The sequence below is a fragment of the Chitinophaga pendula genome (assembly GCF_020386615.1).
GTDB classification, from domain to species: domain Bacteria; phylum Bacteroidota; class Bacteroidia; order Chitinophagales; family Chitinophagaceae; genus Chitinophaga; species Chitinophaga pendula.
The window spans coordinates 6,453,930-6,477,859 of the sequence record NZ_CP077769.1; the positions used below are offsets into that span (position 1 = coordinate 6,453,930).

Below are 23,930 nucleotides of genomic sequence, written 5' to 3' on the forward strand. Positions count from 1 at the left end.
TCGGGAGGCAATTTAAGAAGCTATTGCCAGGAATGCTGCACTTAAAGCATAATAACGAACGAGTTAGTGATTTTCATGTGCCGGGACCGGATAATCTGTTGTTATTTAGCGGATACTGCTGATGGGCAGTCTGTTGTTTTTTAGAGAATACTTCTGATAGGCAGCTTTTTGAGCAGCAACTCCCCTTTTCGCATGATAAGTATGATAGGTTTGGAGCCGACGTTCTTCAGCAGCTCGCGGTATACCTGGAGGTTGCCGGAGAAGTTGTTGCTGATAGCGACGATGATGTCGCCTTTTTTGAATCCTGCTTTTTCTGCCGGAGAGCTTTTGATGATATCGGTGATCTCTATACGATCGCGGATCAGGTAGATGATCAGGCCTGTATAGGAGTAGTCGAAGGGGTCCCGGAAGTGGGTATTGGGCAGCAGGTGTATTTCCTTTCTGGGGTAGTTAAGTACTACGTTGAAGCGGCGCAGCAGGTCGTTGCCGATCATGCCGCCGAGGAAGGGATAGGAGGTGATGTTGGTCCTGTCGTCGAAGAGGTAGGTGGGTACGTTGCGGAAGGTATAATTGCCGATCCGGAACTCCTGCATGGTGGTGATGGACATTTCCATTTTGCCGCCTATACCCTGTGCTTCGGTCTGGGTGATCTTGTTACGTCTTCTTTTACTACTGAGGACGCTACTGTCTTTTACGAACTGGTTGCTGAGGAGCAGGCACATACCGGCGCCGGTGTCCATGAAATAGCGGTTAAGGGTATTGCTTTTACCGTTGCGCATGGGGGCAGGGATGATGGGTATCTGTGCGATAGCGGGTTTGAACAGTTGGCCACCTCTGGGGTAGTCTAACTGACCTTTGGAATAGATGGCTATTTCTTCGGTATCGTAGTCGATGGCGACGATATACCTGTTCAGCAGGCTATAGCCGATGATCCCATCTATCTGGATGCCATATACCTGGCTAATCAGTTCATAATCATTGATATGAAAGTTGAGGCTGTCTACTTTCAGGTTGGGTAGCTGGAGGCTGTTGTTTTTGGCGAAGGAGACGGTTTTGGAGTCTGCTAGTCCGCGCACGAGTACATCGGAAGGGTCGAGGTGAAGGCCGAGACGGGTGCAGGTGTTGGTATCCAGGGATATACCGGCGCTGCCAGTATCCAGCAGGAACTGCAAAGTATCCGGGAGGTTGTTGATCCGGGCCTGGATAACGACTACGCCGCCGTAGTACTGTTTGAAAGGGAAACGGGTAAGCAGGACGGCTTTGTTGGCAGGGCTGTGGGGTTGGGCTTTGATGGGATGTACCGGGGCCAGGAGTGCCAGGAGGAACATCCAGCAAAGAAGTAGTAATGTTATAGGTTTCAACATAACGGGATAGAAGGTGTGACTCAGATTTATATAAATTTAACATTTAATTGATTTCGTCGGTTGAAAGTTTACAAACGGAACAGGTGCCGCCTAGCCGGTAACTATATAGGTATGGGGGGATTTGTTACCTTTGTACCGAAGGTTAAAAAAAGACTGATAGCAGCATATGCAATTGGAAGACTTATATAAGAAAGCGCTTGATTTTGAGTGGCTGACCCCGGAAGAGGGAGTATACCTGTTTGAGCAGGCGCCACTGGCGGCCCTGATGCATATCGGGAATGAGTTGCGCAAGCAGCAGGTACCTCATGGCAAGGTAACCTGGCAGATAGACAGGAATGTGAATACGACGAATGTGTGTACGGCTAACTGTAAGTTCTGCAACTTTTACCGGATACCGGGTCATGCAGAGGCATACATTACAGACATTGCCGAATACAAAAGAAAGATAGAAGAGACGCTGCGATACGGTGGTGATCAGTTGTTATTGCAGGGAGGGCATCACCCGGATCTGGGATTGAGTTTTTATACGAACCTGTTCCGCGAGTTGAAGCAACTGTTTCCGGAAGTGAGACTGCATACGTTAGGGCCTCCGGAGGTAGCGCATATCACCAAGCTGGAGAAGAGCACGCATATCGAAGTATTGCGGGCTTTGCAGGAGGCGGGTATGGATAGCCTGCCTGGTGCTGGTGCGGAGATACTGAACGACCGGGTACGGCGTTTGATCTCCAAAGGAAAATGTGGAGCACAGGAATGGCTGGATGTAATGAGAGCGGCGCATAAATTGAACATCGCTTCTTCCGGAACGATGATGTTCGGGCATGTGGAGACGGTGCTGGAGCGTTTTGAGCACCTGGCGGCCTTACGGCAGGTACAGCGTGAAAAGCCGGAAGGACACTACGGATTTACCGCGTTTATTCCCTGGACCTTCCAGGATGTAGATACTTTGCTGGCCCGTATCCGGGGTGTGCATAATATCACCACCTCCGAAGAATATATCCGGATGATTGCGATGAGCCGTATCATGCTGCCTAATGTGAAGAACATACAGGCATCGTGGCTGACAGTAGGCAAGCAGGTAGCACAGCTTAGTCTGCATGCTGGCGCTAATGACTTCGGTTCTATCATGATCGAGGAGAATGTGGTAAGTGCGGCGGGCGCTCCTCATCGGTTTACTTACCGTTCTATACAGGATGCGATCCGGGAGGCGGGATTTGAGCCGCAGCTGCGTAACCAGCTGTACCAGTTCCGTGAGATACCGATGGGTATTGAAGAGCAGGTGATCAATTACTAATCAGCCTATTTTTTATAGCGAAGGCTGGCCTTGGGGCCGGCCTTTTTTATTGCATAGCAGTAAAAGATTGACTAGTAACGGGTTGTAGCGAAGTGTTTTCGCAAGTGGTTGTTGGTCATGCTGTTGTATACTCTTTGTATAAGCGTTCTATAAGCATTGTATAAGTGTTCTATAGTCATTGTATAGCCGGGGTATAAGCGGGGTATACTTACGGTATAGGCATTGTATAAGATAGTATATGCTTCGCTTATACAAGTGTTATACGAATGATACAGGAATGCTATAGGAAAGCTATAGGAAAGTAGGGGAAATGTTTTTTGTTAGCAGGGCCAGGAGGTGTAATGTTCGTATAGATGTGTCAAAGGAATGTTAATTGTCAGGCAGTTAAGTAACTCTTCTTTACTTGTCACGTCTAACAGGTATAAACAAAAAAAGGGAGGGTATATGAAAAGGTTAGGATTATTGATGGTGGGTATTGCCCTGGCAGCTTTGTCTGCCTGTACCAGCACCAAACTGACCTCATCCTGGAAAGCGGATGATGCGCAGTTGAAGAAGGGCGATAAAGTGGTGGTAATGGCTTTGTTGCCGGAGAAGGAGCGCCCGTTGCGGGTGGCGATGGAGAATAGTATGGTAGAAGCGATGAAGAAGCAAGGGTATGCGGCGGTATCTTCTATGCAGGTGTATGGACCGGAGGCGTTTAAGAAGTCGGATGAAAATGCGGTAGTGAGTAAGCTGAGGGATGGTGATGCGAGTAAGGTATTGACGATCGTATTGTTGGACAAAGCGCGTGAGAAGACGTATGTACGTGGTACCGGTTATGGGCCTTATCCTTTCTACTATGGACGTTTTTGGCCTTACTACAGTATGTGGTATGGCAGGATGTATGACCCCGGTTATTATCGTACGGATACCAAATATTTCTGGGAAAGTAATTTGTATGATCTGAATGACAGGAAGCTGTTGTACAGTGCACAGGCACAGTCTGTAGATCCGCCGACGGCGATGCGTCAGGCGTACCTGTACAGTCAGCAGGTCGTGAAAGATCTGAAGAAGCAGCAACTGATTTCACAAGCGTCATAGTCATAGAAGGATAATAAGACCTACAACGAGCGGGCGGACCATCTGGTCTGTCCGTTCTGTTTTTATAAAATGCTGGGGAGGACGGAGCATAATGTTTACCTTTGGGGATACACTAATTATCAGACCGATCAGAACCCAATATGCTGGAATTACCTGTTAGTGATACTATCCAACTGCGGCAACTACAGCCGGAGGATGCGGCCCCGATTTACCGGCTTATAGACAGTTCGCGCAAGAGCTTACGCAAATATCTGCCCTGGGTGGATTATAATACCAATGAGGAGCATTCGCTTCGTTTTATCCAGTTGATGGAGCGTAAGGCGGAGGAGCAGGATGCGATTGCTTTTGGTATGTGGAGTGATGGTGTGTTGTGTGGGGTGATCGATCTGCATGACTGGGATCACTTGTTGCAGAAGGCAGAGATCGGCTATTGGGTAGGCGAAGCGCATCGTGGTAAGGGAATAGCCACGTTATGCTGCAAGGCGTTAATATCTTTTGCTTTTCGCAAGTTGCGGCTGAACAAGGTAGAGATCCGGTTTGCCCTGCAGAATGACCGGAGTGCGCAGATACCGATCCGGCTTGGATTGGCCAAGGAGGGGGTATTGAGGCATAGTGCAAAGCTACACGGCCAGTATGTAGACCTGGTCGTGATGGGGGTGCTCCGGGAAGACTGGCGATATTGAAGCGTGACCTATTGTTTGTTGGCCGCGGCCCTGATCTTACTGTTTTTTCGTCCGTAGGTGTAATAGATCACCATACCTATTGCCATCCATACGAATAGTCTCAGCCAGGTATCCCAAGGCAGAGAGACCATCATCAACAGACAACATAGTATGCCCATGATGGGAACGAAGGGCACCCAAGGTGTTTTGAACGGGCGTGGTACGTCTGGCAGGGTATATCTCATGATCCATACGCCGGCGCATACGATCACGAATGCCAGCAGTGTGCCTATGCTGGTCATCTCACCTACTACTTTGATAGGTACGAGTGCGGCGAATATGCTAATGAAAACGCAGAAGAGGATATTGGAGCGCCAGGGGGTACGGAAGCGGGGATGTATTTCGGAGAATACTTTTGGTAGCAGGCCATCTTTCGACATGGAGTAAAATACCCTGGATTGGCCGAGGAGGTCGACGAGTATCACGGAGGTGTACCCTACGAGGATGGCGAGGATGACCAGTTGTCCCAGCCATTTGTACGGTGTATGCTGGATGGCAACGGCTACGGGAGCAGCACTCCCTTTAAATTCGGTGTAGGGCGCCAGGCCGGTCATGACATGTGCGAAGAGCATGAACAGGACGGTGCATATGGCCAGTGAGCCTAATATGCCGATGGGCATGTTGCGTTTGGGATTTTTGGTTTCCTGAGCGGCGGTGCTGACGATGTCGAAGCCGAGGAACACGAAAAAGATGACCCCTGCTCCGCGGAGGATACCGGACCAGCCGAAATCGCCGAAGGAGCCGGTATTGGCGGGGATGTAAGGGTGCAGGTTGGCCGGGTTGATATAGCTCCATCCGAGGGCAATGAACACCAGAACGACGCCTACTTTGAGGGATACGACTACGGCATTCCAGATAGCGGAGCCTTTGGTACCTCTCATAAGGATGATGGACATGAGTATCACGACCAATGCGGCGGGCAGGTTGAGTATCCCGTTGACGACGGTACCATCGGGCAGCGTGGCGGTTTCAAAAGGGGAATGTACCAGTTGTGGTGGTAAGCTGATGCCATAGGTAGCGAGGAAGGCGACCAGATAGTTCGACCAGCTGATGGCGACGGTGGAGGCTCCTACGGAAAACTCCAGTACGAGGTCCCAGCCGATGATCCAGGCGAGGAGTTCACCCATCGTGGCGTAAGCATAGGTATATGCGCTACCGGCTACGGGTATCATGGCGGCAAATTCGGCATAACAAAGCCCTGCGAAGGCACAGCCTACGGCGGCGACTACGAATGACAAGGTGACTGCCGGACCAGCATGATTGGCCGCAGCAATACCGGTGAGAGAGAATAATCCCGCACCAATGATCACGCCCAATCCCAGTGTTACGAGCTGGAATCCGTTGAGTGAGCGTTTTAATGTGTTAGCACCTTCGTGTTCGGCTTCTTGTAGCAGCCAACTGATTGGTTTTCTGAAATATTGCCGCATGTGAGCAGTTGTTTATCCTACTGAATTTATGGACTATTGGCGCGCAAAGATAAGGGGATTGAGTGCAAACGAACAAATAAGTTCGGATGATCCCATCATTTTACAGGAAAACAGTCCGGCCGGTGAATTGGTTGTACGGATCAGATATCGCAGATCTGTACGGCTTGTTTCAGGGACTGTAATTTATCGGGGCGTGCGGGTACGAATTCCTGTGCTACGAAGCCTTTGAAGCCGGTTTCATGAATAGCTTTCATAATGGCGGGGTAGTATAGCTCCTGGGATTCGTCTATTTCGTGACGGCCTGGCACGCCGCCGGTATGATAATGGGCGATATATTGGTGGTTATCGCGGATGGTGCGGATGACGTCGCCTTCCATGATTTGCATGTGGTAGATATCGTAGAGGAGTTTGAAGCGGTTGGAGCCGATGGCTTTGCAAAGCTGTACGCCCCAGGCGGTGTGGTCGCATTGGTAGTCGGGATGGTCTACTTTGCTGTTAAGCAGTTCCATCACGATGGTGACATTTTTCTTTTCGGCGTAGGCCATAATGCGTGTAAGGCCGGTGGCGCAATTTTGCAGGCCTTGCTGGTCGCTGAGGCCTTCCCGGTTGCCGGAGAAGCAGATCAGGTGGGGAAATCCGGCGGCGGCGGTAGCATCGATGAGGCCTTCGTAGTAGGTAACGAGGGCGTCATGGTGTTCGAGGCGGTTCCAGCCTTTGGTAATCCCCCAGTCTTTATTGATGGCTGCCACCATCGCGCAGGTAAGGCCATGTTGCTTAACGATATGAAAGTTGACAGGATCTACCAGGTCGATGGATTGTAGGCCGATCTGTACGGCGGCTTTACATAAAGCATCGAGGGAGATATCATCATAACACCAGGCGCAGACAGAGTGGCGGATGTTTCCTTTCAGGGATTCATCTACGGTGATCTCGTGGGCCAGTATACGGTTGGTCAGTGCGGACAGTGACGTAGCGGTAAAGGCCATAGCGGCAGCTTTTTTAATCATATCACGACGGGAATTTTCAGGAAGCATTATCTGCAGTTTTATTGCGGGGTTGAAAATAGCAGAAAATATTGCCAAATACTAGTACTGACAGGAATGCATGGCTGACATTTTTTTGCCGGAAGGCGGACAGAACCCAAGGAGGGCATTGGTACGTATATACCTATGAGATACAGCCTATTACTATAGCCACGGCATATATGCAAAGATCAGCACCGGTCAAATGTTAAAAATTTGGTAAGCTATTTGCAATATTGATGTAAATGAAAAAAAGAGGAGGTGGATATGGAAAAGAAATATACCCCCAGCCTATGGGTATGTATCCTTTTTGACTTACTGGGTATGGCCAGTTATGCAATACCTGTTGTAGGTGAAGTAACAGATGTAATCTGGGCCCCCATTTCTGCAGTTATTTTTTACCGTCTTTTCGGAGGGACACTGGGCACTTTTGGTAGTGTGTTCAACTTCATTGAGGAGTTGTTTCCGGGTCTTGACTTTATTCCCACGTTTACGATATCGTGGGTGGTACAGCGCATTGCCAATTCGTATAAGGTTGGTAAGGTTGCTCCTATGCGTTCCAAATAATGGTCAGTATGGCCCCTCCCCTGCCGGCATCAGAAGCCAGGTGCTCTCCTACGGTTACCCACAGCCATTCCGGATCCGTTGAACTTGTTCAGGAAGTAAGTAAAACTGAGCATGAAATAACGTTGTAGTACTCTTGACTGTACGTCTTCGATATAGTTCTCGTTGACGTTGCGGGAGATACTTACGTTTTGCTTGAGCAGGTCGAAACCCTGCAGTTTCAGCATGCCCTGTTTGTTCTTGAACATGGTCTTGGCGAAGTAGGCATTCAGCATAGAAACGTTGAGGTTATAACCATCCGCGCGGCCGGTATTGACGGTATAGGTAAAGTCACTGCCGATCAGGAAACCCAGTGGCAATTTGAGGTTAAAATCCAGGGAGAGATCGTAATTAAAGATGTTGGTATTGCTGTTCAGCTGTACGGAATTGCGGGCAGCGTTATAGTTACCGTTGACGGCGGTAGAGAAATCGAGTATCTCGCTATGCATGTAGTTAAAGCTGACGCCTTGCGTGATATTGAGATTGTTGGTGATGTTCTCCCTGGTATTGGAGAAACCGACATCCCGGATATAGTTGATAGAGGTATTGGTATTGATAGCTGTTTTCATTTTCTTCAACGGAAAGGTATTTACTACCAGGCCATTGATATTCCAGGAGCCGTTTACATTGACGGGCTTGCTGGTTTGTTTTCCTTCCTTGTCAATGGTATTTGCATTTACGACTTTATTGGAGGTAATGTTTGCACTGACATTAACGAAAAATCCTCTCAGAGAGGCGGCGTTAAAGGAGTTGTACGACAGGTTGAGGTTATTACTGAAAGACGGTTTCAGGTCGGGATTACCCAGCTGTATATATAGCGGGTTACTGTTGTCTGGTACGGGTTGTAACTGGGCCAGACTGGGTTGTTGTGTGCTTCCCCGGTAGTTGACACGGAGGCGTTTGCTACGGGAGAAGGTATAATTGAAGGAAGCAGAAGGAAAAAAATTGGTGGTGGTTTGCTGCAGGGTACTTTTTCTGCTGATGTTGTCATTATCGAGGTCACTTACCTGTACGTTGATACCGAACGTATAGTCGTATTTGGCTCGTTGGGTACGCAGGCTGATACCAGCCTGGTGAGAGGAGAACGTGTTCTTAAACACGTTGCTGAGGCTATCGATGATCTGGTCATAATCGCCTTTTGTTGCGTTGTAGTTGTAGGTGAACTTATCGGAGCTGTTGTAGTTGTTATTGTAGACGTAGGTAAGTTCCAGGAAGCGGTTCTTAAATACGGGTTCGGTATAGGTGAGTCTTACGCTGAAGTTGCTGTTGCTGCCATCGATATCGTTGCGTTGGTTGAGGGTATCGCGACGGGGTGTACCGTTGTTGTCCAGCAGGGTTTCTGAGCGGTTGAAGTTTTCCCGTTTGTTGTTATTGTAGGCGTAGTTAAGATTGACGCTGACGGTGCGGCCTGTCTTTTTAAAACGTTTACGGAAGAGTAAGTTGGTAGAGACGTTTGGTGTGGTACTGGTGCTGGTGTTGCGGGTGGTACCGCTGTTGATTTGTCTCCCTTTTGTATCGCGGGTGGCGTATATGTTTTCGTCGAGACTGTTGCTGGTATGATATCCGAAGCTGGGTGTGATCACGAAGGAGTGCATGGAGTCGATTTCATACTCCAGCCGGAAGTTGCCCTGGTGGGAGGTGTTATCGTTGACGGATTTGTTTTTCTGGTCGTAGAGGTAAGTGGTGTCCTGTACGAAGTTTTGGCGGGCGCTGGTGGTTTCGTTAAGGCTGTTGGAGTTGCTGAGGAAGTAGCTACCGCTGAGTTTCAGTTTCTTACCAATTTCCTGGCTGTAGTTGATACCCCCGTTCCAGTTGCGGGTGATACCATTGCCGCCGCCAGACATACCTCTCATAGAGCCACGGAAATCGTCGCCGCCGCCGAAGCCCATACTGTTGATATTATTGCCACCACCGATAAAGGACAGTTGGCGTTTGTTATTAAAGCTGTTGATGCTGGCATTGACGGCGAAGCGGTCATCGGTACCGTATCCGGCGCTGGCGCGTCCGAAGTAGCCTTTTTTCTTGTCTTCTTTGATGATGATGTTGATCGCTTTTTCCTTCTGCCCATCATCTATACGGGTGAAGGCGGCCTGATCGGACTTTTTGTCGATCAGCTGGATCTTATCCACGATATCGGCGGGGAGGTTTTTGGTGGTCAATTTGGGATCGTCGCCGAAGAAAGGTTTGCCATCGACGAGGATCTTTTTGATGGTTTCTCCCTGAGCTTTGATGGTACCATCTTTTTCGACCTGCACGCCAGGGAGTTTTTTCAGCAGTTCTTCGACGGCGGAATTTTCCCTTGTCTTATAAGCGCTTGCATTGAATTCGAGGGTATCGGTTTTTACGACTATTGGTGGTTTTTCGCGGATGATCTCTATTCCGCTGAGGGTGACACCAGTTTTGTGCATACGGAGGCTATCAAGGGAGATGCGGTTGTTGGCGGCGGTGAGGCTAAGGGGCTGGAGGATGGCCTGGTAGCCGATAAAGGATATATATAGCCGGTAGTCGCCCAGTGGAATGTTTTGAAGGGAGAATAGGCCATCCTTCGCGGTAAAGGTGGTTTGGGCCATCGATGAGTCCTTGGCACGTAGGAGTGATACCGTGGCATCTGCCAGGGGTTGTTGTGTCGTCTGGTCTGTAAGGCGGCCTTTTATTTGCCCCTGTGGCTGGGTTTGGGCCCATGTATAGCTGGTACACAGGATAGCAAAGAAAAGGAAGAATAAAAAAGGCTTCATGCAGAAGGCTTATACCGGTATTACAATTTAAAAGGCAGCAGTTGGCGATGACTGCAAGGGTTATCCATTCCTGTGTACAGCAGCAGATATCCCGTTTAGGCTGAAGCGGTTACGCGAAATACGGTCGCTACAGCGTGTAAAGTAATATTTTTTTATAGTACTCTGTTGCAGTGAACACATAACCTGGGGAACAAAGCGTTAACGAACCTTATTTACTGTTAATTATTGTTAAGATGACTGGCAGGATGCGAGAAGAATCAGGTAGTTTTGCAGATAGCCCTATGGCTTGTTGAGTGTAACTAAATATGCGGCAGCGAATTCGTAATATTCTTATCCTGATGTGTATCTGCATCCTGGGCATTTATATGTTCCAGGGTTACTGGTTATATAATTCTTACCAGATCAGGCGTGAGCAGTTTAGTAAGGATATCAATGAAGCGATGCGTACCGCGGTCTTCAACAAGCAGTTTTCCGATGTACACCGTTATATCCGCTATTACAACAAAGATACGAATTCTGTTAAACCCGTTGGCAAGAGCGATGCGTTCCGCCTGGAGGAAATAGATATGTATAAGGGACGCAAAGTGACGTATCTGCGGGAGAGTACTGACACACCGCTGCGGGATGGGCCGCAGGAATTGGGGTTGATACACGACTCCTCTACACGTGGATATGCAGATACGCTGGCCCGGCGGATATCCGATCTGATCATCCTGTATAACCTGTATGGAGATAATGCCAATCTGAAGAAGCTGGATTCTGTATTTGCCGGGGAGCTTCGTGGCCGACAGATATTTACCCCCTACCATATAGATACTTTCCATATCAGCTTCAGTAACCTGGCCAGGGAAAGTTTCCGGGACAGTGTAAAGCGGCGTTCGCCGCAGAAGACCGGCAAAATTCCCTTTAACCCGGCCAGCAATCTTTTTGTACAAGCCTCTTTTGAGTCGCCACTGCAACATATCATCCTGAAGATGATGTGGACGATGGTGAGCTCCCTGGTGATGCTGGTACTGACGACCATCTGTTTTATCTACATGTTGCGGACCATCCTGAAGCAGAAGAAGCTGTCGGAAGTGAAGAACGACTTTATCAATAACATGACGCATGAGCTGAAGACGCCTATTGCCACGGTGTACGCAGCGGTGGAGGCCATGCAGAACTTCAACGCCCTGCACGACCAGCGGAAGACGGAGACGTACCTTAACATCTCCAAACAGGAGTTGCAGCGCCTCTCCGACCTGGTGGAGGAAGTATTACAGATCGCGGTGGAGGATAAGGAAGAACTGGAGTTATTCCGCGAAGAGACGGACCTGAATGACCTGGTAGACAATATCATCACCAATCACCAGTTGAAGTCTGCCCGGCCCGTGCAATTCCGTTATGACAACTACATGGAGCATCCGTTGGTGCTGGTAGATAAGACACACCTGGCCAATGCCGTGAGCAACCTGGTGGACAATGCGATCAAATATTCCGGGGACCATCCTTTTGTGCATATACAGTGCCGGCGATTGAACGGGGTATTGCGGATCTCCGTGAAAGACAATGGTGTCGGTATTCCGAAAGCATATCAGCAGAACATTTTTGATAAATTTTTCCGGGTGCCTACCGGTAATCTCCATAACGTGAAGGGCTTTGGATTGGGATTGAGTTACGTGCAAAAGATCGTGACCTTACACGGAGGTGCGGTGAGAGTGGAAAGTGAGCCGGGAAAAGGCAGTGAATTCATTATCGAAGTGCCATTATAGGAAGGCATCACAAAAACAATAACATGGCGAAAGTACTACTTATAGAAGACGAATGGCAGCTGGGGCAGATTGTTAAAGACAGTCTGGAGATGCGCGGATTTGAAATGTTGTACGCTATGGATGGGAAAGAAGGCCTGCGATTGTATAACGAGCAGCGGCCGGATGTGGTGGTATTGGATATCATGATGCCTAACATGGATGGATTTACGGTGACGACGGAGATCCGGCGCCAGGACAAGGTGACCCCAATTATTTTCCTGACGGCCAAATCGCAGACGGTAGATGTGGTGAAAGGTTTTGAGCTGGGGGGGAATGACTACCTGAAGAAGCCATTCAGTATGGATGAGCTGATCGTACGTATCCGGGCTTTACTGCAACGTAATCAGCATCAGCCGGCGGTGGAAACCCCTGCAGAGGGAGTGGTACAGATAGGGCAATATGCATTTAACTACACGAAACAGACCCTGACCCGTAATAGCGTGACGACCTTCTTGTCGCACCGGGAAGCAGAGATACTAAGGCGGTTGAGAGACCATGGTAACCAGGTGTTAGAGCGAAAGACGGTGTTGCTGGATCTCTGGGGGGATGATAGTTTTTTCAATGCCCGTAGTATGGATGTGTTCATTACCAAGCTGCGGCGTTATCTGAAAGAGGATCCGCGGGTACAGATCGTTAACATCAGAGGGGTGGGATATAAACTGATCTTTTAGGGCGACATATTCTTTTTTCCGGACGACAGGCGGCGCCCTGCTGCGAGGCTAAATCCCTGTTCCAAATTCCCACTTTACATTATCTTTGTCGTCCATGGAACAAATATTACAACAAATAGAGGCTTATAAGCAGGAAATACAGGCATTTGAGCCTACTTCTGCCGAGGCGCTGGAGCAATACCGTATCCGGTTCCTGGGTACGAAGGGGATCGTGAAGGCCCTTTTCGGGGAGATGAAGCAGGTCCCTAACGAACGTAAAAAGGAATTTGGTCAGGTGCTGAACAGTTTTAAACTGTTGGCAGAGGACCGTTATGCACAATTTGAGCAATTGAAAGAGGGTGACAACGGCGTATCAGCAGAAGTAGACCTTACACTGCCGGCAGAGCCACACCGGCTGGGTACCCGTCATCCGATAAGCATTGTCAGAAATAAGATCATCCGCATATTTGAGCGCCTGGGATTTACCGTCGCTGAAGGGCCCGAGATAGAGGACGACTGGCATAACTTTACCGCATTGAACATGCTGGAGACGCATCCTGCCAGGGATATGCAGGATACGTTCTTCGTGAGCAAACACCCTGACTGGGTGTTACGTACGCATACGTCTTCGGTACAGGTACGTGTGATGGAAGAAGGGAAGTTGCCGATCCGGGTGATCTGTCCGGGCAGGGTGTATCGTAATGAGACGATCTCTGCACGTGCACACTGTTTCTTCCACCAGGTAGAAGGATTGTATATAGCTGAGAATGTGTCTTTTGCAGACCTTAAGCAGACCTTATATCACTTTGTGAAGGAGATGTTCGGAGAGCACACACGGGTACGTTTCCGTCCTTCCTACTTTCCGTTCACAGAGCCCAGTGCAGAGATGGATATCTCCTGTTTTATCTGTGGCGGCAAAGGATGTTCTGTATGTAAGCAGACAGGCTGGGTAGAGATATTGGGTTGTGGTATGGTGCATCCGGAAGTGCTGAAGAACTGTGGCATTGATCCGGAGAAATATACCGGCTATGCTTTCGGGATGGGGATAGAGCGTATTACGATGCTGAAATACCAGATCAAGGATCTGCGGTTATTTTCAGAGAATGATACCCGTTTCCTGGAGCAATTTGAGGGAGCAGTATGATAGTAAGTAGGTAAATACAGCAAAAGGTGAAAGAAGGTTACTTTTTTCACCTTTTCTTTTTTTAAGGATATAGCTTTTTCATTTATTCTTATGATAGCCCTGACACAGATACACCAGATCGCGGTATGCGGGGCCGGCACGATGGGAGCCGGTATTGCCCAGGTAGCAGCTACCAGCGGATACTCCACTACTCTTTATGATCTTCAGCCGGCAGTGCTGGAAAAGGCAAAAGACCAGATCCGGCAGCAGCTGGATACAGCCGTGAGCAAAGGTAAGCTGGGAGCTGCAGACAGCACGGCTATCTTTGACCGTATTCATTTTACCGGGCAGTTGTCAGATTGTAAGGCAGATGTTATTATTGAAGCTATCGTAGAGCGTACGGATATCAAGATATCGCTGTTCAATGCGTTGGCGGAGATCAACACACCAGCGACTATTTTTGCTTCCAATACCTCTTCTCTTTCCATTTCTCATATAGCCGCTGAGGTTAGTCATCCGCAACGCGTGATCGGTATGCATTTCTTTAATCCGGCTCACCTGATGAAGCTGGTGGAAGTGATCAGTGCTGAACAGACAGCCCCTGCGGTAGAGCAGGCTATCTATGACCTGGCAGTGAAGATGGGTAAGACGCCGGTACGTGTCAAGGATTCGCCGGGGTTTATCGTCAACAGGGTGGCCCGGCATTATTACCTGGAGGCGATGAAGGTTGCAGAGCAGGGGATTGCCGGCTTCCGGGAGATAGATCAACTGTTGGAGAGTGCTGGTTTTCGTATGGGGCCTTTTGCATTGATGGACCTGATCGGAAATGATGTGAACCTGGCAGTGAGCACTTCCTTGTATGAATCTTTCCGTAAGGCGGTACGTTTTGCACCGAATAAGCTGCAGATAGAGCGGGTAGCGTCCGGGCAGCTGGGACGTAAAAGTAACAAGGGCTTTTATGATTATACGAAAGGATAATTGTCTATTTTTGGCGTTCTTCATTAATGAGAATTAGTATTTCATGATATTAGTTACGGGAGGCACAGGATTTTTAGGAAGTCATTTGTTACGGTCGTTAGTACATGCGGGTAAACCTGTGCGTGCGCTTTATCGGCGCGAAATACCACATCAGTTGCAGGATGTGCGGGAGAAGATCGAATGGATACAGGGCGATATATTGGATGTAGTGCACCTGGAAGCGGCGATGCAAGGTATCTCACAGGTGTATCATAGCGCAGCGGCAGTATCGTTCCGGCCTGATGACCGTGCGCAGATGATGCGGATCAATATCGAGGGGACTGCTAACATAGTCAACCTGGCTATTGATGCCGGCGTCAGGAAGCTGGTGCATGTAAGTTCTGTTTCTTCTATCGGGCGGGCGAAGGTTGGGCATCTCATTGATGAGGATTGCGATTGGGTAGAGAGCCCTAATAACACGGCATATGCGGTGAGTAAATATCACTCGGAGATGGAAGTGTGGAGAGGTATTGCAGAAGGGTTGGATGCGGTTATTGTGAATCCTTCTATCATATTAGGCAGTGGCTTCTGGCATGATGGGTCGGGGATGTTGTTTAAAAATGCCTGGAAAGAGTTTCCTTACTATACGGAAGGTATCAATGGATTTGTAGATGTAGAGGATGTTGTGGCGGCGATGATCGCATTGATGGATAGCGATATTACAGAGCAGCGTTTTATTCTTTCTGGCGATAACTGGTCGTACCTGGACCTGTTCAGCGAGATGGCGCGTCATATGGGCAAAAAGCCGCCTCATATAGCGGTAAAGCCCTGGATGGCGGCATTGGTATGGCGGTATGAGAAGGTAAAAGGATGGTTCACCGGCAAAAAGCCGTTGATCACCCGGGAGACGGCACATACTGCGCAGCTGAAGATACATTACAGCAGTCAGCGGGTAATGGATGCTTTGCCGGGGTTCCAGTTCCGCCCTTTACAACAAACTATTGAGCGGATCAGCCGAGACTTTTTAAAGGACCAGCCTTTAGCGGCAAAGTAATGCAGCGATAGCGGCTGCCAATACGGGCCGGGTGGTGGTTGATACGGATGGACTGACCCATACGCTGGGTTGTTCTCCGGGCATTACGGCAGCTACCGGCTGACCATGTTGCCGGAACTCGTAGGTGAGTTTTTCGTAGGCGTTGACGATACCGAATTTATTATGTGCGTTGACGCGTATTTCTTCTTTCTCTGTACGTAGTATCCCTACTGTTTTATTATCATTCAATTCCAGATAAGTCGGTTTTTTGAGTATCATCTCCCAGCGGGGCAGCGGTGGTTGTCCGGTGCTTTTTATCAGCGTGTAGAATAGGGGTGTTGTTGGCGGCAGGCTACTCAGAAAAGAAGGCAACGGACGGCTTAAAAATGCGATCCTGGAGGTATATAGCGTTTGTATGGAGATCTTCTCATCCTGGCTGCTTATATTGAAGGAGAAAGGCTCTTTCGGATCGCGGATGAACTGCAGGGAAGTATCTTTAAGGACACCGTTAGTACGGGAGGAGGTATGATAGGGTCCGAAAGTGATGGTCTTTGCGGTAAACCACCCATCATCGATCTTAACGGCCCAGGCCTGGTCATTGGTATAGAGTTGTTTGCTGACGGCGGCCCTTTGTTGTGTGACGGGTTTTGTGCTGCTACATGCTGTCAGCGCTATTATACAAAGCGCTGACAGGTAATGTTTTAAGACGAAGGTCATGCGTATACTGCTAAAAGTGAGGTTGTCTGATATATGGATTATTCGCTTTTGGCGGTGAGTTTCTCCCATATTTCGGGGATACGTTTGATCCAGGCGAGTTCGCGTTTCTTGTTACGTGCTTCTTCTGCCGGATAACCGAAGTATACCTTACCGCCTTCGAGAGAGCTGGGTACGCCGCTTTGTGCTAATACGACTGCGCCTTTGCCGATAACGAGGTCTTTGGATACGCCTACCTGACCCCAGAGTATTACATTGTCTTCAATATGTGCTTTCCCTCCTATTCCGACCTGTGCGGCAAACAGGCAGTTCTTACCGATAACAGTACCGTGCCCGATATGGATCATGTTGTCGAATTTAGTACCGCGTCCGATGATGGTATCGCCACTCACACCTTTGTCGATGGTACAGCCTGCCCCTATCTCCACATCGTCTTCAATGATCACCCTTCCACAGCTTTCGAGTTTGTCATACATGACTTCGCGTTCTGCCCTTTTCTTAAAGTAGAAGGCGTCGGCGCCGATGACAGTACCGGCATGGATAATTACGTTATCCCCGATCACGGTATGATCATAGATGGTGACATTAGGATGTATGATACAGTTGCGCCCGATGCGGACATAATTGCCAACGAATACGTTCGGCTGGATAAGAGTGCCCTCTCCTATCAGTGCAGTGTCGCTAATGGCATTTGCCGATGGCTGGAATGGACGGAAGTGTTTTACCAGTTTAACATAAGCACTGAAAGGGTCATTAAGTATGAGTAAAGCTTTCCCTTCGGGGCAGTTTACTTTCTTGTTGATGATGATAATGGAGGCGGCGGAGTTAAGGGAGGCGTCGTAGTATTTTTCGAAGTCTACGAAGGAGATATCTCCTTGTGTTACTTTGTGTATTTCGTTTATACCGGTTGCCATCAGCTGCTTGTTGCCTTCGAGTTCAGCGCCGATGAGCGCTGCTATTTCAGTAACCGGAACAGGTGCATCGAACTTCATATGAAATGATTATTTAGTGGTGTAAAGGTGCATCAAATTTAGGATAAGTAGTAGAGAACTTCTAAGTGATAAGTAAGGTGTTATGCAGGAAGTGGTGAAGGATGAAAAGATAGTAAGCAGGTGATGAAGTTGAAAAGTTGATCGGAAAAATGACGTTAAAGGGGTATTGTTATCCACAAAAAATTTCTTGGTGTGAATAATTTTTTTTGTAAAATTTTTCTTTTGTCATAAAATTCTTTTTAATATTGTGTAGGGAATTTTGTTTCCCTGTACTTACTAACCCATTCACATAACAAGAAAGTCTGATTGTTCTCACGGTCAGACTTTTTTTATTGCCTTTGAAACTCTTTCCCACATAGCGTTACAGCAGATACACTTTTTATCGCGATGATAATATTGCATCGTGAATGATGTTTTTATACCGGTAAAAATATACAAGCAGGCGATGACGGGTATAAGCTGCTTTTTACGTTTTTGGTTCTTTCACCCCTAACCGGCCCCAAAAAATAAGTCTGGACGTTTTTTTATAGTGTTCTTTTTTTATTCGCGATAGCGGGATGCTAATATGCTAAATCAGACAATATGCGTTTAACATAAGCGAAGTGTTTATGTAAAGCATTGATACATTGATGATGATGAAAGGAATGACGAAGAGACTGCTGTAATATATGCAGGCAGTTGAAGAGGGTATAAGGGATGAGTGTCTGTATGTAAGGAAGCGATTTGGAAATAGCGAAGGTTAATCCTGGAGGTTGGCGGTGCGGATCAGTTCATCATAGTTGAGCAGGCGGATCTTTTTGCCTTGCAGTTCGATGATACCGTCTTTTTTGAATTCAGAGAGGAGGCGGATAGCAGATTCTGTAGCGGTGCCTACGAGGTTGGCAATTTCTTCCCTGGAGAGGCGGACGTTGAGTGTTTGCTCGTCTTCTTCGAGGCCGTATGTCTCTTTGATGAAGAGGAGGGTTTCCGCCAGGCGTTCGCGAACGGGTTTTTGAGCGAGGTGTGTAATGCGGAGTTCTGCTTTTCTGAGTTCACTGGACAGGATACGCATCATTTCGAAAGAGAGGCTGGCATCTTTCTGAAGGATGCTCATGAAGAGGTCTTTTGGAATAAAGCAGACGGAGGCGTCTTCAAGTGCGATAGCAGTAGCAGTATATCTTTCTCCGCTGAGAAGGGCTTTATAACCGACTATATCGCCGGCTTTAACGAGGCGGATGATCTGTTCTCTGCCATCGTCGCCACTATGTGATAACTTTATCTTGCCGGAATTGATGCAGTAGATCCCGAATGGATAGGCGCCTTCGTGGAAGATGATCTGGCCTTTTTTGTAGAGGGCACACACTTTAGCGGCTTCGATCTCTTCCAAGTTACCATTCTCCGCTTTACAGAAAACGGAGGAAATGCGATCTTTGCATTGTTGGCAGCCGGGATTATGAAAAGGTGTGCTCATATCTGGTTCCTGCAAATTTACGACTTTAAGGATCGCTAACCAAAAGCTAAGGACTGTTGACACTTCAATATTACCTAATATATAAGCCTTACCAGGTGCTTACCCAGTTCAGCCCGGAAGGGAACAAGCAAACATTGGCAGACTATTTTGACGTACCAAGGGATGTATATCCCGTAGGGCGGCTGGATTATGACAGTGAAGGGCTGCTATTGCTAACGAATGATAAGACGCTTAACCATCGTTTATTGAATCCGCTTTTTGCGCATGAGCGGGAATACTGGGTTCAGGTAGACGGTGCCGTTACACCGGCTGCGGTAAATCAGCTGGAAAAAGGTGTAGACATTAACGTAGATGGCAAACTGTACCGTACCCGGCCCTGTAAGGCGTCGATATTTGACACGGAACCGGAAGTGCCTGTACGCAACCCGCCCATCCGGTTTCGTAAGAATATACCGGCTCCCTGGATACAGATGGTATTGCAGGAAGGGAAGAACAGGCAGGTACGGAAGATGACAGCGGCGGTAGGTTTTCCTACGCTGCGGCTGATCCGCTACCGGATGGAAGGACTCCATATAGCCGGGATGCAACCCGGGGATATGCGCCTCTTGCAACACGAAGCGGTGATGCGGGAGTTGTTTGGCACCGCCGCCCGGAGGTAGGTGTGGAGGACTTCATAAAGAGGCAATGCGGTTTCTTTGCGCTTTGACCTAATTTAGCTAGGTTTGTTACTTACAAAACTCAATTATGCTGAAATCAATGACCGGCTTCGGAAGGGCTGAAATAACAAAAGGAGAGACCACGATCGTAGCGGAGATCAAATCATTGAATGGGAAACAGTTTGAGGTGAACCTTAAGATGTCGCCGTTATTGAAACCATATGAGTTTGATATACGTAACCAGATGCAGCAGGTATTGTTGCGTGGTACATTGGACGCTTCCATCAACATACGGCAGAATGGCGCTACCCGCCCTGTAGTAGTAAATACCGAACTGGCCAAGTATTACTTTGAATCCATTACCAAAATGGCAGATGAGTTATCCTTGCCTAAAGATGATATGCTGAACGTGCTGATGAAATTGCCGGAGGTGATTGCTCCTGCTACCGAGCAGATATCCGAGGAGGAATGGCGGCATGTAGAATCCGTGATTGCAATAGCCTTGCAGGACCTGGATACGCACCGGCAGGACGAAGGGTTAATGCTGGAAGCTGACCTGATGCAACGGATCAATAATATTGAATCTTTCTGTGTTAAAGTCCGGGAGCTGGATCCTTTAAGGAAGGATAAGGTGCGTCAGCGGCTGGAAGGGTTATTGGCGGAATACGTCGGTAAGGAGAATGTCGATGCCAACCGCATGGAGCAGGAGCTGATCTTTTATCTGGAGAAACTGGACATTTCTGAAGAGCTGGTACGTCTGGAAAATCATTGTCGTTACTTCAAAGACATACTCCGGGAAGCAGATCCCGCGAAAGGAAAGAAACTGGGGTTTGTGTTGCAGGAGATAGGCCGGGAGATCAACACGACCGGTTCCAAGGCGAATGATGCCGGTATTCAGCAATGGGTAGTGCTCATGAAGGACGAACTGGAAAAAGCAAAAGAACAAGTTTTAAATGTCTTATAGCAAGGAGAATCACTTCGGATATGGCAGGCTGTTATTGGGCGCCTGCCTGGCCATTACTGCAGTATGCGGATTATTTGCGTCCTGTAAGCCACCAAAAATGGATGCCTATGAAAAGAATCTGGAGATTCCCGGGCATGAATGGTCTTATGATTACAAGCCGACATTTGAGGTAACGATTGAGCCGGCAGATACGGCTTATCTATACAATCTGTATGTAAATATTCGCCATACGGATGCCTATCCGTTCAGCAATGTGTGGTTGCTGGTAAGCACGCAGTTTCCCGGAGATAGTGCTGTCGAGCGGCGCGTTGAACTACCGCTGGCGGATGTATCCGGCAAGTGGCTGGGCAGCGGGCTGGATGATATCTATGAACATCGTATCCCTATCCAGGAGCGTGCGATATTGAATAAACCGGGTACCTACCGATTCACTTTTCAACAAAATATGCGGCAGAATCCGCTTCCTTACATGATGAATGCTGGTCTGCGGATTGAGAAAGCCGGCTTACGGCAATGATCAGAAAGCTATTTCACCGGATGCAGGATGGTAAGGTCGTATCTACCATCTATTTCATAGTACTGGCTTACACGATACTGGCATTGGTATGGTGGGGTATCTTACTGTTTATGCAGAGTGAACAGATCAGCCGTTTTGAAAAACAGAACCTGGAGTTGCGGACAGATAAGAAAAGCCGCCCTTTAGCGTATCAACTGGAATTGAAGCGGATAAGCAGGGATGAGGAAATGCGTTCCTTCAAGTTCTTCGGAGAAGGGGCTACCTTTCTGGGAATCATATTGTTAGGCGCGTTTTTTGTGTATCGGGCCGTGTGGAAACATATGAAACTGACCCGTCAGCAGCAGAACTTTATGATGGCAGTGACACATGAACTAAAGTCGCCAATTGCAGCAGCAAAGCTCAACCTGGAAACCTTACGTAAGCACAAGCTGGATGAGGACCGGCAACAAAAACTGCTGGAAAACACCATCCGCGAAACCAACCGCCTGGATCAGCTGGTAAACAATATCCTGCTGGCCGCGCAGTTTGAAACACAACAGTATCATCTTTTCCTCGAGGATGTGGATTATACCACGCTGTTGCAGTCGGGGATCAAAGAATTACAGTCCAGGTTACAGTATCATATCATTACCACAGATATACAGCCGGGTGTGTGGCTGCGCGGTGACCGCCTTATGCTGCAGATTGTACTGAGTAATCTTGTGGAAAATGCAGCCAAATATTCTCCCAGGCATACAGGCATTACCGTCACATTAAAACAGATGGGTAAACAGCTTAAACTGCAGGTGAGCGACGAAGGTCCGGGTATACCGGAGGAAGAGAAAGAACGTATATTTTTGAAGTTCTATCGTATAGGAAATGAAAATACCCGCAAATCCAAAGGGTCTGGATTGGGACTTTTCCTGACACAAAAGATCGTACAGCAGCATGGAGGTGTCATCACAGTAAAGGATGCAGGACCATCCGGCGCCTGTTTTGAAATCGTCTGGCCTGTATATTCCATTCAAACAGCGTAAATTAGCTTGTTGAACATACAGCGGCTGCCTGGTACGTAATACATCACAGTACAACTGAATCATTTTTATGAAGGAAGCAACGAAAGCATCTATACTGCTGGTGGAGGATGAAGAGAACTTACAGGAAGCATTAAAGCTTAATCTGGAGCTGGAAGGCTACGAAGTAACAGCAGCAGATAACGGAACGGCTGCATTGAAAGCAGTCAAAAATGAATATTTCGACCTGATCATACTGGACATAATGCTGCCGGAAATGGATGGTATTGCCGTATGTGAGAATATCCGGATACAGAATAATGAAGTACCTATCCTTTTCCTGAGTGCCCGCAACAGCAGCGCGGATCGTGTATTGGGACTGAAGAAAGGAGGCGATGATTATATGACCAAACCGTTCAACCTGGAAGAACTGTTGCTCCGGGTAGAAAAACTGATCGTCAAGAATAAACGCATACAGGATAAGGACAGCGTTCCCAATGTATACCGGTTCGGCGATAATGTAATTGACTTTGCCGCCCAGGAATGTGTAGGAAAGGATGGTAAACATTATGAATTGAGCAAAAAGGAAACGATGTTACTCAAGTTGTTGATAGAGAATAAGGGGGAAGTAGTGACCAGAGAGAAGATACTGCAGGTGGTATGGGGATACAATGTATATCCTACAACACGTACCATCGACAATTTCATCCTTAATTTCCGTAAGTACTTCGAAGAAGATAGCCGCAACTCCCGTTACTTCCATTCAGTAAGAGGAGTTGGATATAAATTTACAGAAGCATAAATCCGGACCGGTGATATGCCGGTCCTATGTTTTTTTACCTCTTTTCCCTTGCAATTACGCAAAAGGCGGGCTTTGCGTATTTAATTACCATTTACCCTTTGTTTGTCTCCAGTTGCCCGGTAAAACCAGCCTCATAATAACTCATCCTTTCCCGACCGGGGTATTTACACGATATTTAACAAGTGCATCATCATACAGCAAAACCCTAATGTAAGCCTTATCTGTATTGCGATTGTATATTAATATATTTGCAGTTGCAGGATGGCCGTACTGGTTGACTTTTTTAGGTAGTCTTATTCTTATCAGTTTGCTCTTTTTCCAAAGAGAGCGGATGATCCGCTATAAGGCAGCAAGAGAGATCACACTACGGCAAACCCTGGCGGATCTGGAGCGACACGCTTTCCAGGCCCAGTTAGACCCCCATTTCATTTTCAATAGCCTGAATGCCATTCACCATTATATCCTTACTACCAGTACCGAACTGGCATCCCTATACCTAACCCGTTTTTCCCGTTTAATGCGGATGATGATAGGTAATTTCAACAAGGAATGGATCACCTTACAGGATGACCTGGAAGCATTGGAATTGTACCTGCAATTGGAGCAGTTGCGGTTTGAACCCCAATTCCATTACGAAGTGCTGATAGAACCTGAAGTGTGTGCACAGTTTACCCTGGTACCTCCGCTTATTATCCAACCATATGTACAGGAAGCTATCTGGCGACATATTTTAAGACGACCGCAGAAACAAGGTGGATTGCTACGGATCATTATCGACAAAGAAGAAGAAGCCCTGGTAATACTGGTGGAAGATAATGGCGTAGCAGCAACAGGCGCTGCACCTGAAGGTGCATCCTATCATCCGGATAGTGTGCTGATCGCGGCAGAACGTCTGCAAATGATGAGCGGACGTTATCACCTGGAGGCAACGGTAAATGCGATTCCTACGTATGATGAAACAGAACGGCATTGCGGAAATAAGACCCGGATCTGCATGCAACATATGATCAGTCGCCAATCTATGGCGGTATAATAGACCCAAAGAC

The 23,930-nt window shown here is 47.9% G+C and carries 22 protein-coding genes; 15 read left to right on the top strand and 7 right to left on the bottom strand.

Going from position 1 to position 23,930, the window contains the following annotated elements; all coding sequences use genetic code 11:
• Positions 1 to 140: 140 nt before the first annotated feature.
• Positions 141 to 1,364: an aspartyl protease family protein gene (locus tag KTO58_RS24165; RefSeq protein WP_225859899.1), complete on the bottom strand. Its 1,224-nt coding sequence runs from the start codon at positions 1,362 to 1,364 to the stop codon at positions 141 to 143.
• A 166-nt stretch (positions 1,365 to 1,530) separates the two neighbouring features.
• Here KTO58_RS24165 and mqnC point away from each other — a divergent pair, with 166 nt between their 5' ends.
• The 3 genes from mqnC (at position 1,531) to KTO58_RS24180 (ending at position 4,418) form a co-directional block, all read left to right on the top strand.
• Entirely contained in the window at positions 1,531 to 2,655 is a 1,125-nt protein-coding gene (gene mqnC, locus KTO58_RS24170) for a cyclic dehypoxanthinyl futalosine synthase (RefSeq protein ID WP_095836940.1), read from the top strand.
• Positions 2,656 to 3,099: 444 nt separating this feature from the next.
• Positions 3,100 to 3,735: a hypothetical protein gene (locus KTO58_RS24175; RefSeq protein ID WP_157752763.1), complete on the top strand. Its 636-nt coding sequence runs from the start codon at positions 3,100 to 3,102 to the stop codon at positions 3,733 to 3,735.
• Between the two features lie 140 nt (positions 3,736 to 3,875).
• Complete coding sequence (locus tag KTO58_RS24180; protein ID WP_095836938.1) at positions 3,876 to 4,418, top strand: GNAT family N-acetyltransferase; 543 nt, start codon at positions 3,876 to 3,878, stop codon at positions 4,416 to 4,418.
• Positions 4,419 to 4,426: 8 nt separating this feature from the next.
• On the opposite strand, the gene KTO58_RS24185 is transcribed toward KTO58_RS24180, so the two are convergent.
• Together KTO58_RS24185 and KTO58_RS24190 are read right to left on the bottom strand one after the other, a co-directional pair.
• Positions 4,427 to 5,884: an amino acid permease gene (locus KTO58_RS24185; protein ID WP_095836937.1), complete on the bottom strand. Its 1,458-nt coding sequence runs from the start codon at positions 5,882 to 5,884 to the stop codon at positions 4,427 to 4,429.
• A gap of 140 nt (positions 5,885 to 6,024) precedes the next feature.
• Positions 6,025 to 6,891, bottom strand: a complete 867-nt coding sequence (locus KTO58_RS24190; protein ID WP_225859900.1) for a hydroxypyruvate isomerase family protein — start codon at positions 6,889 to 6,891, stop codon at positions 6,025 to 6,027.
• 282 nt (positions 6,892 to 7,173) lie between these two features.
• On the opposite strand from KTO58_RS24190, the gene KTO58_RS24195 reads away from it, so the two are divergent.
• Complete coding sequence (locus KTO58_RS24195; RefSeq protein WP_095836935.1) at positions 7,174 to 7,473, top strand: hypothetical protein; 300 nt, start codon at positions 7,174 to 7,176, stop codon at positions 7,471 to 7,473.
• Positions 7,474 to 7,502: 29 nt separating this feature from the next.
• Here KTO58_RS24195 and KTO58_RS24200 read toward each other — a convergent pair whose 3' ends face one another.
• The gene (locus tag KTO58_RS24200) at positions 7,503 to 10,244 is read right to left on the bottom strand and encodes an outer membrane beta-barrel family protein (RefSeq protein WP_095836934.1); all 2,742 of its coding nucleotides are present in this window, start codon (positions 10,242 to 10,244) and stop codon (positions 7,503 to 7,505) included.
• 338 nt (positions 10,245 to 10,582) lie between these two features.
• Between KTO58_RS24200 and KTO58_RS24205 the strand changes: the two genes are divergently transcribed.
• The 5 genes from KTO58_RS24205 to KTO58_RS24225 all read left to right on the top strand — a co-directional run bounded on the left by KTO58_RS24205 (position 10,583) and on the right by KTO58_RS24225 (position 15,818).
• Positions 10,583 to 11,995, top strand: coding sequence for a sensor histidine kinase (locus KTO58_RS24205; RefSeq protein WP_225859901.1), 1,413 nt, complete (start codon positions 10,583 to 10,585; stop codon positions 11,993 to 11,995).
• A 23-nt stretch (positions 11,996 to 12,018) separates the two neighbouring features.
• Positions 12,019 to 12,705, top strand: a complete 687-nt coding sequence (locus KTO58_RS24210; protein WP_095836932.1) for a response regulator transcription factor — start codon at positions 12,019 to 12,021, stop codon at positions 12,703 to 12,705.
• Positions 12,706 to 12,799: 94 nt separating this feature from the next.
• Positions 12,800 to 13,828, top strand: coding sequence for a phenylalanine--tRNA ligase subunit alpha (pheS, locus tag KTO58_RS24215; protein WP_095836931.1), 1,029 nt, complete (start codon positions 12,800 to 12,802; stop codon positions 13,826 to 13,828).
• A gap of 90 nt (positions 13,829 to 13,918) precedes the next feature.
• Complete coding sequence (locus tag KTO58_RS24220; RefSeq protein ID WP_095836930.1) at positions 13,919 to 14,785, top strand: 3-hydroxyacyl-CoA dehydrogenase NAD-binding domain-containing protein; 867 nt, start codon at positions 13,919 to 13,921, stop codon at positions 14,783 to 14,785.
• Positions 14,786 to 14,828: 43 nt separating this feature from the next.
• Complete coding sequence (locus KTO58_RS24225; protein ID WP_095836929.1) at positions 14,829 to 15,818, top strand: NAD-dependent epimerase/dehydratase family protein; 990 nt, start codon at positions 14,829 to 14,831, stop codon at positions 15,816 to 15,818.
• Here KTO58_RS24225 and KTO58_RS24230 read toward each other — a convergent pair.
• From KTO58_RS24230 to KTO58_RS24240, 3 genes are all read right to left on the bottom strand, one after another.
• Positions 15,804 to 16,514 carry a hypothetical protein gene (locus KTO58_RS24230; protein ID WP_095836928.1) on the bottom strand — a complete coding sequence of 237 codons (711 nt, stop codon included), beginning with the start codon at positions 16,512 to 16,514 and terminating at the stop codon, positions 15,804 to 15,806. The genes KTO58_RS24225 and KTO58_RS24230 overlap by 15 nt on opposite strands.
• Positions 16,515 to 16,552: 38 nt before the next feature.
• Positions 16,553 to 17,503 carry a UDP-3-O-(3-hydroxymyristoyl)glucosamine N-acyltransferase gene (locus KTO58_RS24235; protein ID WP_095836927.1) on the bottom strand — a complete coding sequence of 317 codons (951 nt, stop codon included), beginning with the start codon at positions 17,501 to 17,503 and terminating at the stop codon, positions 16,553 to 16,555.
• Positions 17,504 to 18,242: 739 nt separating this feature from the next.
• Positions 18,243 to 18,953, bottom strand: a complete 711-nt coding sequence (locus KTO58_RS24240; RefSeq protein ID WP_095836926.1) for a Crp/Fnr family transcriptional regulator — start codon at positions 18,951 to 18,953, stop codon at positions 18,243 to 18,245.
• Between the two features lie 56 nt (positions 18,954 to 19,009).
• Between KTO58_RS24240 and KTO58_RS24245 the strand changes: the two genes are divergently transcribed.
• From KTO58_RS24245 to KTO58_RS24270, 6 genes are all read left to right on the top strand, one after another.
• On the top strand, positions 19,010 to 19,612 hold the full coding sequence (locus KTO58_RS24245; protein WP_095836925.1) for a pseudouridine synthase: 603 nt from the start codon (positions 19,010 to 19,012) through the stop codon (positions 19,610 to 19,612).
• An 85-nt stretch (positions 19,613 to 19,697) separates the two neighbouring features.
• Positions 19,698 to 20,573: a YicC/YloC family endoribonuclease gene (locus tag KTO58_RS24250; protein ID WP_095836924.1), complete on the top strand. Its 876-nt coding sequence runs from the start codon at positions 19,698 to 19,700 to the stop codon at positions 20,571 to 20,573.
• Positions 20,563 to 21,090: a gliding motility lipoprotein GldH gene (locus tag KTO58_RS24255; protein ID WP_095836923.1), complete on the top strand. Its 528-nt coding sequence runs from the start codon at positions 20,563 to 20,565 to the stop codon at positions 21,088 to 21,090. The genes KTO58_RS24250 and KTO58_RS24255 overlap by 11 nt, the downstream gene beginning before the upstream one ends.
• A complete protein-coding gene (locus KTO58_RS24260; protein ID WP_095836922.1) occupies positions 21,087 to 22,106 on the top strand; it encodes a sensor histidine kinase in 1,020 nt (339 codons plus the stop codon). Before KTO58_RS24255 ends, KTO58_RS24260 begins: the two co-directional genes overlap by 4 nt.
• Before the next feature lie 67 nt (positions 22,107 to 22,173).
• Positions 22,174 to 22,884 (top strand): response regulator transcription factor, encoded by a 711-nt coding sequence (locus KTO58_RS24265; RefSeq protein ID WP_095836921.1) that lies wholly within the window; start codon positions 22,174 to 22,176, stop codon positions 22,882 to 22,884.
• Between the two features lie 331 nt (positions 22,885 to 23,215).
• Complete coding sequence (locus KTO58_RS24270) at positions 23,216 to 23,917, top strand: sensor histidine kinase (protein WP_095836920.1); 702 nt, start codon at positions 23,216 to 23,218, stop codon at positions 23,915 to 23,917.
• Positions 23,918 to 23,930 lie beyond the last annotated feature (13 nt).